Genomic DNA, 7,081 nt, shown 5'->3' with positions numbered 1-7,081 from the left:
CGGGGAGGGCGCCGTGCCCGCACCGGACGCCGACTCCGTGGACCGCGCGATCGAGGCCGCGGACGCCGCCACGGCCCGGGCGGCCCGAGACGTCGCGGATGCCGCCGAGGCGGCGGCACCCGGCCTGCGTACCGCCGTACGGAACAGCGCGGCGCGGGCCGCCGGAGCCGCTCGGGAGGAGGCGGCGCTGATGCGGGCGTGGGGAGTGGGCTCCGGCGAGCTGGAGCGGATGGCGTTCGACGAGCGCGCCCGCCTCGCCGAACGGCTGCGCACCGGCCGTCTCGCCCGATGGGCCGAACTGATCGGCCGCTTCCGTCAGATGGCCAGCGGAGAGCGTGCCCGCAGGGTGGAGAACACCACCGGGGAGCTGGTCGGCGTCACGCTCGGCGACGACCTCTCCCGTGTCGTCCCGTCCGAGCTGGCCCATCTCGGTCTGCCCGAGCTGCGGGCGGTGTTCGCCGCGCGCTACGCCGCCGGGGAGCTGATGCTCTACGACAGCCAGGGCGAGCGGCCCACCGGCCGGGGCGCCATCATCGCGTGCGTGGACACCTCGCACTCCATGTACGCGGCGGGGCCGGGCGGAGTCACCCGGGAGGCCTGGGCCAAGGCGTGCGCACTGGCGCTGCTGGACCAGGCCCGGGAGGCCCGGCGTGATTTCGTCGGGATCCTGTTCTCCTCCGCCGACCGGCTCCGCGTCTTCCGTTTCCCGGCGGACCGGCCCGCCGCCATCGCCCAGGTGCTCGACTTCGCCGAGTTCTTCCTCGGCGGCGGCACCAGCTATCAGACACCGCTGACGGCGGCGGGCGACCTGCTGGCACGGGAGTTCAACGACACCGCCCGTGCCCGTGGGGACATCGTGATGATCACGGATGACGAGTGCGAGGTCACCGAGGAGTGGACGCGCGGCTGGAACGAGTCCCGGCACCGGCTGGGCTTCCGGGTCTTCGGCGTCGCCATCGGCACCCCGGCCGCCGCCGGCACCGGGTCGGTGCTGGACGCCCTCTGTGACAATCTGCGCTCCATCGAAGACCTCACCGACGTACGGGCCGCCGCCGACCTCTTCCGGGTCATCTGACGCCCACAGCCGTCACCGTGCCCTCGGCGGCCGGACCCGGTGGGAGCCCGGCTCCGGCCGCGACCGGACCACCACCCTCCGCACACACGGTTGTTCACCGTGACCGCGCAGGGCCGTTTGAGCCTCATGTGCCGTATGAGGCCGTGCTGTTAGCGTGGGGGCATGCGCGCTCCCCTTGGTGACTTCGACGACGCCCGGCCCGCCCTCGACCGTCTCGACCTGCTGACACCTCCCGTCGCGGACGCCGTCCGCGCCCGCGTCGGCGATATCCAGCCCGACGAGCTGATCTTCGTGGACACCGATCCGGAGATCGCGGACACCGCCGCCTTCGTCGCCCACCACGGCGCCGCGCTGCTGGCGGCGTCCGCCAACTGTGTGGTCGTGGCGGCCAAGCGGGGCGGGGAGACGAGCTTCGCCGCGTGTGTCGTCCTCTCCCGTACCCGGGTCGACGTCAACGGCGTGGTCCGCAGACACCTCGGCGCGCGCAAGGCGTCCTTCGCGCCGATGGAGACCGCGACCGGACACACCGGCATGGAGTACGGCGGCATCACCCCGGTCGGACTCCCCGCCGACTGGCCCCTGTTGCTCGACGCGTCGGTGGTCGACCTCCCCTGGGTCCTCATCGGCAGCGGACGCAGGCGCGGCAAGCTGATCCTGCCCGGCAAGGCGCTCGCGGCGCTGCCCGGCGCGGAGGTCGTCGAGGGTCTGGGCGCCTGAACCGGTCCCGTCCCGCGCACGGCTGGTGGCCATGGCGCCATGAGGCGTGGCGCGTCGACGCCCGCTTCGCCCTGTGCGAGGTGATGGGGGACCCCGAACCCGCCCTCGCCGTCGTGGATCCGCACATGGTGGTGATCCGTGATCCGTGCACGGTCTCGTGTACGCGGTGCTGAGCTGCGTTGTGTGTCGGGGAATCGAACCCCAGCGCTGCTCTCCACGCGCCACAAGTGGGCCGGAGAACCGCCGGCCCTCGGTGTGTGCGCGCCTCCATGACGACTACCCGCTCCCCATCGCGCTCCCGCGCCGACTCAGTCCAGCAGGTCCACCTCCCAATTGCGGCGCTGGATCCGTACATCGATCTCCCGGATCTCCCGGGCGAGCACATCCGCGCGCTCCCGCAGCCGTGCGACCGGCAGCGCGGCGAGCACCATCAGCTCGGAGCGCAGCTGGCGGCCGTAGCCCCGCTCCCCGGTGCCCGCGGCGGCGTCCGCGGCGGCCGTGATGACCGCGTGGCGCAGCCGCAGGACGTCACGGCGCGCGAGCGCGTCGGTCAGGGTGCCGTCCGTACCCATGTCGGTGGCGGCGTTGGTCTTGTTGATCCGCCTGATCACCCGTTCCAGGGTGTCGAGCACCTCATCCGCCTCCGCCAGGAGCCGGCCCGCGTCCTCGGCGGGTGTCTCACCCTCCTGGAAGCGCGCGTTGTCGACCACGCGTGCGCGCAGCCGCTCGACGCGGCGTGTCGCGTCGGCTCGTTCCGCCAGTGCCTCGGCGAGCTTCATGGAAGGTCCCCCCGTTCCTCGTCCCTCTCGTACGAGTGTAGGAATCAGGGGAGACCGCGGCCCACCGAATTAACGTTCCCTCCGACCGCCCCCGCGGCCCGCGCCGCCCCGCCCCGCGGGGGCACCTCCCGCGAGGCGGGGCGCAGGTGGGGGCACCTCCCGCGCCGCCAGACGCAGGTGGGGGCACCTCCCGCGCCGCCAGACGCAGGTGGGGGCACCTCCCGCGCCGCCAGACGCAGGTGGGGGCACCTCCCGCGCCGCTAGGCGCAGGGGGAGAGAGAGGGAGAGTCCCCCACCCGTTCCCGCGCCCCCAGCGGGAGGGTATCGGGAGAGCCTCAGGCCGCGGGGATCCCGCTCGGCCCGGCGCGCGGGTGTCAGGCCACGCTCACCGATCCATCACTGCGCGGGTCCGTACCCGCCACGAAGCCGGTGCCCGACGGGCCGCGGCGGACGAGCTGGCCATGGCCGACCTGCTCGTCGCGCTCGGCGCAGACCTCCACCCGGTAGCCGCCCCGGGCCAGCGCCTCGGCCGCCCGTGGCGCCACCGCGCCCTCCACCGACGCGACCCGCGCCGGTTCGTCCACCCCGAGTCCGCCGATGACCCAGCGGGGCCGCCCCAGCGCCTCGGCCGGACCGTCCCCGGCGGCGATCCGCAGGGCGAGCTGGGTGTGGATCTGCGGCTGGGCCTTGCCGCCCATCGTGCCGTGGGCGCCGGTCACCTCGCCGTCGCGCCGGGTCAGGACCGGCATCAGGGTGTGGGCCGGGCGCTTGCCGCCCGCCAGCCGGTTCGGGGCGCCCGGGGCGAGATCGAAGAAGGAGCCCCGGTTGTGCAGGATGACCCCGGTCGCCGGGTCGAGGATGCCGGACCCGAAGCTGTGGAACAGGCTCTGGATCAGGGACACCGCGTACCCCTCGGCGTCCGCCGCGACCACGGCGACCGTGTCCCCGCTGGGCCGCGCGGCCTCGTTCCGCCGGGCGGCACCGGGCGGCGCGGACCCGTTCCGCTGTGACGTCGGCCCGTCCCCGTACGGCGTGCCGCGTATGTCGTCGGCGAGGCGGTCCAGACGCGCGGCGCCCAGCAGCTCCGCGACGGGGACGTCCGCGTGGCGCGGGTCCGCCAGATAGCGGTCACGGTCGCGGGTGATCGCGTCGAAGACCCGGGCGGTCAGATCGGCGTCGGCGCCGAGCAGGTCGGCATCGGCCGGGAGCCGTTCCACGATCCCCAGGGCCTGGAGCAGATGCAGACCCTGGGAGTTGGGCGGCGCGGTCAGATACTCCTCGCCCCGGAAATGGGCCGTGAGCGGCGCGCCGGTCTCGGTGGTGTGCCGGGCGAGGTCGTCGCGGGTGAGCGGGGAGCCCAGGGCGCGCAGGGACGCGGTCAGCCGGGCGCCCAGTCCCCCTTCGTAGAGGGCGGCGGCTCCCTCGGCGGCGAGGCGCTCCAGTGTGTCGGCGAGCGCGGGCTGGCGTAGCGGAGCGCCTTCGGCCAGCGGCGCACCGCCGGGGAAGAACACCTCCCGCATCCCCGGGTCGTGCGTCAGCAGCGCGGCCTCGGCGCGCAGTGCGGTGGCGACTCCGGGCGCGGTCGGCACACCGTCACGGGCGTACGCGACGGCCTCGGCGAACAGGCGCTCCCAGGGCAGCCGTCCGGCGAGCCGGTGCAGGGTGGCCCAGCCCGCGACCATCCCGGGAACGGTCACGGTGAGCGGCCCGGTCACCGGCATGCGCGGCCCGGACACGGCCGTGGGGTCGGCCGCCGCGGCGGCGGCGCCGCTGCCGTTGACGGAGACGACGCGCCCGTCCGGCAGTGCCACGAGGGCGATGAGATCGCCGCCGACGGCGCACTGGTGCGGATAGACGACGGTGAGGGCGATGGCGGCGGCGAGCGCCGCGTCCACGGCGTTGCCGCCCGCCCGCCGGACGGCGGCCCCCGCGTCGGTCGCCAGGGTGTGCGGGGCGGCCAGACCGTAGGACGCGGGGCCGGGTCCGCCGGAGGACGCCGAGGGGGTAGGGGAAGGAGGTGCGACGGGCATGAGGGTGGCTTCCTGGAGGGGTGGTGACGGGCGGAAGGCGTGGGGAGGTACGGGGGGAGCGGGCGAAGGCGGTTCGGCCAGGCGCTGGGGCGGGGCGCCGGGGCCGGGCACCCCGGCGGCGAGACGAGCGGGGTGGGGTGGTCCGGGGCCGGTCCCGGACCACGACCAACGACCAACGGCCACCACCCGGCCGCGGCCGCCGGCGCCGTGCCTCAGGCCACCGGACCCGCGCCGTCGGGGCCGCCCAGTTCCAGTGTGCCGATGATCATGCCCTGCACCTCGGTGAGGTGGTCGGCCATCGCCTGCGCCGCCGCCTCGCTGTCATGGCTGATGAGCGCCGCGAGGATACGGCGGTGTGCGCGCAGCGAGGTGACAAGGCGTTCGGTGGACTGGTACTGGGGCCCCCGGGAGGGTCCGACCCACTCGTTGGTGGCTTCGAGGAGCCGGGTGAGCATGGGGTTGTGGGCCGCCTTCGCCACGGCGACATGGAAGGCGCCGTCGAGTTCGATGAGGGCGGTGAGGTTGTCCCGGGCCCGCTCCGCCTCCGCCCGGGAGAGGAGATCGGCGAGGTGCTGGAGGTCGCCGTCGGTGGCGCGGACCGCGGCCCGCGCGGCGACCGGCGGCTCCACGGCCGAGCGCAGGTCCATGACCTCGTGCACCAGCCGGGCCGCGTCGTCCATGTCGCCGAGCTGACGGGCGTGGAGATCGGGCCGGTCGGCGCCGGTGACGATGGTGCCCCGGCCGGGCTTGCGGTTGACGAGCCCGCGGAGTTCGAGTTCCCGCAGCGCCTCGCGTACCGACGCCCGGGAGATACGCAGTCGCTCGGCGAGTTCGCGCTCGGACGGGATGCGCGAGCCCGGCGGCAGCCGCCCGTCCTCGATGAGTCCCTGGAGACGTCCGGCGAGCCGGTCGGGGCCGAGGGCGGCCTCGGGAGCGATGAGGGTCCAGTCGACGGGCACCAAGGGGCCTTTCCGGTCGGGGCCGCGCGGCGCCGGGCGGGCGCCGCCGTGGTGGTGGGCGGTGGTCGGTGCCGGGGCCACGGCCGCGCGTCCGGGGGCGGTACGCGGCGGCCATGGCGCGGCGCGGTCAGTCGTCGATCTCGACTGTGAGCCAGTTCTCGAAGCAACTGCGGCGGGCCAGGCTCATCACGCCGATGGTGGCGCGACCGCCGAGTCCCGCCTCCGGCCCGAAGACGTCCCGGAAGAGGTCCGTCGCGCCCGAGGACACCTTGTGCACGTCCTCGAACTCCGGGGTGCTGACGACGAAACACAGTGAGCGTACAAGGGAGTGCACCCGGTTCAGGGAGCCGAGGGCGTAGCGGATGCCGCCCAGGCAGTTCAGCGCGGTGAGCCGGGCCGCCTCGTACCCCTGCTCGATGGTCACATCGGCGCCGAGGCGTCCGGGGTGGCGGACGTTGCCGTCGGCGTCGTCGGCGGTGTGGCCGCCCAGGAAGAGCAGATTGCCGCTGATGTGGTGGGGCTTCATCGAGCCGTACTCGGCGCCGTAGTAGGGCCGGGCGGAGAAGTCGGGGATGACGAGTCCCAGTTCGCGGACGCGGGTCTCGGGATCGTTTTGAGCCATGGAGATCGTGCCTTCGAGTGTCGGTGTGGCCCTGCCGGTGGGCCAAGATAGTCAGATGGTCCGACCAAGTGGGTTTATTGTTTGGGCACGTTTTCCCCCATGTCAACCCCTGGCCGTCGGCACGCCCCCACTGCCCGGCCACAGCTTCCGAGGAAACGGCATGATGCGAAATCAGCCAGCCGACCGTCCCGAGGACCCGGATGACCACGCCCGTCCGGCGCCGGCGGACCCTCACGGCGGCGACAGCGACGGACCCTCCACCACGGCGGCCGCGGCCTCCTCCGTGGCACGGCCCACGGCGGCGCGCCGGGACACGGACCCGGCCCCGGACCCGGCCCCGGGCGCAGGCACAAACACCGGCTCCGGATCCGACTCCGGCACAGGCACAGGCACAGGCACAGGCACAGCGCGGCACACCGCCCGCACGCCCCGGCATCGCCTCGCCGACACCCTCCCCCTCCTGCTGACCGTCGCGGCCGGAGCCACCGACGCCGTCGCGTATCTGGGCCTCGGCGGGGTCTTCACCGCCAACATGACCGGCAATCTCGTCCTGCTCGGTATCGCGGGCTCCCACGGCGTGGATCTGCACGTGGCGCGCGCGGCGGCCGCGACGGTCGCCTTCACCGCCGGGCTCGTACTGGCCTTCCTGATCACCCGCGACCTGCCCGCGGGGGCGGTGTGGCCGCGCCGGATCACAGCCGCCCTGGCCGTGAGCCTGGGCTGCCAGCTCGCCTTCCTGGCCGGCTGGGCGGCCGTGGACGGCCGCCCGGGAGGGGTCGCGGACGTGGGCCTGGTCAGCCTGTCGGCGCTGGCGATGGGGGTGCAGACGGCGTGCGCGCGGCGCGTCGCGCTCGGCGGTATCACCACCACCTTCGTCACGGGGACCCTGACCTCGGTGG

The 7,081-nt window shown here is 74.5% G+C and carries 7 protein-coding genes; 3 read left to right on the top strand and 4 right to left on the bottom strand.

The features are described 5' to 3' along the window. Both ACFVIM_RS30635 and ACFVIM_RS30630 read left to right on the top strand, forming a co-directional pair. Nucleotides 1–1,075 (top strand): VWA domain-containing protein (locus ACFVIM_RS30635; protein ID WP_384308219.1); only part of this gene is annotated, 1,075 nt, incomplete at its 5' end. 162 nt (nucleotides 1,076–1,237) lie between these two features. Beyond that, nucleotides 1,238–1,792: a YbaK/EbsC family protein gene (locus tag ACFVIM_RS30630; protein WP_384308216.1), complete on the top strand. Its 555-nt coding sequence runs from the start codon at nucleotides 1,238–1,240 to the stop codon at nucleotides 1,790–1,792. Between the two features lie 308 nt (nucleotides 1,793–2,100). Here the strand turns inward: ACFVIM_RS30630 and ACFVIM_RS30625 are convergent, their stop codons facing one another. The 4 genes from ACFVIM_RS30625 to ACFVIM_RS30610 form a co-directional block, all read right to left on the bottom strand. Further along, on the bottom strand, nucleotides 2,101–2,571 hold the full coding sequence (locus ACFVIM_RS30625) for a DIP1984 family protein (protein WP_384308213.1): 471 nt from the start codon (nucleotides 2,569–2,571) through the stop codon (nucleotides 2,101–2,103). 374 nt (nucleotides 2,572–2,945) lie between these two features. Next, on the bottom strand, nucleotides 2,946–4,601 hold the full coding sequence (locus tag ACFVIM_RS30620) for a gamma-glutamyltransferase family protein (protein ID WP_384308210.1): 1,656 nt from the start codon (nucleotides 4,599–4,601) through the stop codon (nucleotides 2,946–2,948). Between the two features lie 212 nt (nucleotides 4,602–4,813). Further along, a complete protein-coding gene (locus ACFVIM_RS30615) occupies nucleotides 4,814–5,641 on the bottom strand; it encodes a FadR/GntR family transcriptional regulator (RefSeq protein ID WP_384308207.1) in 828 nt (275 codons plus the stop codon). Nucleotides 5,642–5,687: 46 nt separating this feature from the next. After that, nucleotides 5,688–6,182 carry a RidA family protein gene (locus ACFVIM_RS30610; RefSeq protein ID WP_384308204.1) on the bottom strand — a complete coding sequence of 165 codons (495 nt, stop codon included), beginning with the start codon at nucleotides 6,180–6,182 and terminating at the stop codon, nucleotides 5,688–5,690. Nucleotides 6,183–6,342: 160 nt separating this feature from the next. On the opposite strand from ACFVIM_RS30610, the gene ACFVIM_RS30605 reads away from it, so the two are divergent. Beyond that, the coding region (locus tag ACFVIM_RS30605) for a YoaK family protein (RefSeq protein ID WP_384308201.1) at nucleotides 6,343–7,081 on the top strand (739 nt) is incomplete at its 3' end.

This window comes from Streptomyces sp. NPDC057638 (assembly GCF_042800315.1).
In the GTDB taxonomy this organism is placed as follows: domain Bacteria; phylum Actinomycetota; class Actinomycetes; order Streptomycetales; family Streptomycetaceae; genus Streptomyces.
This window is presented reverse-complemented; position numbering and strand designations above follow the sequence as displayed.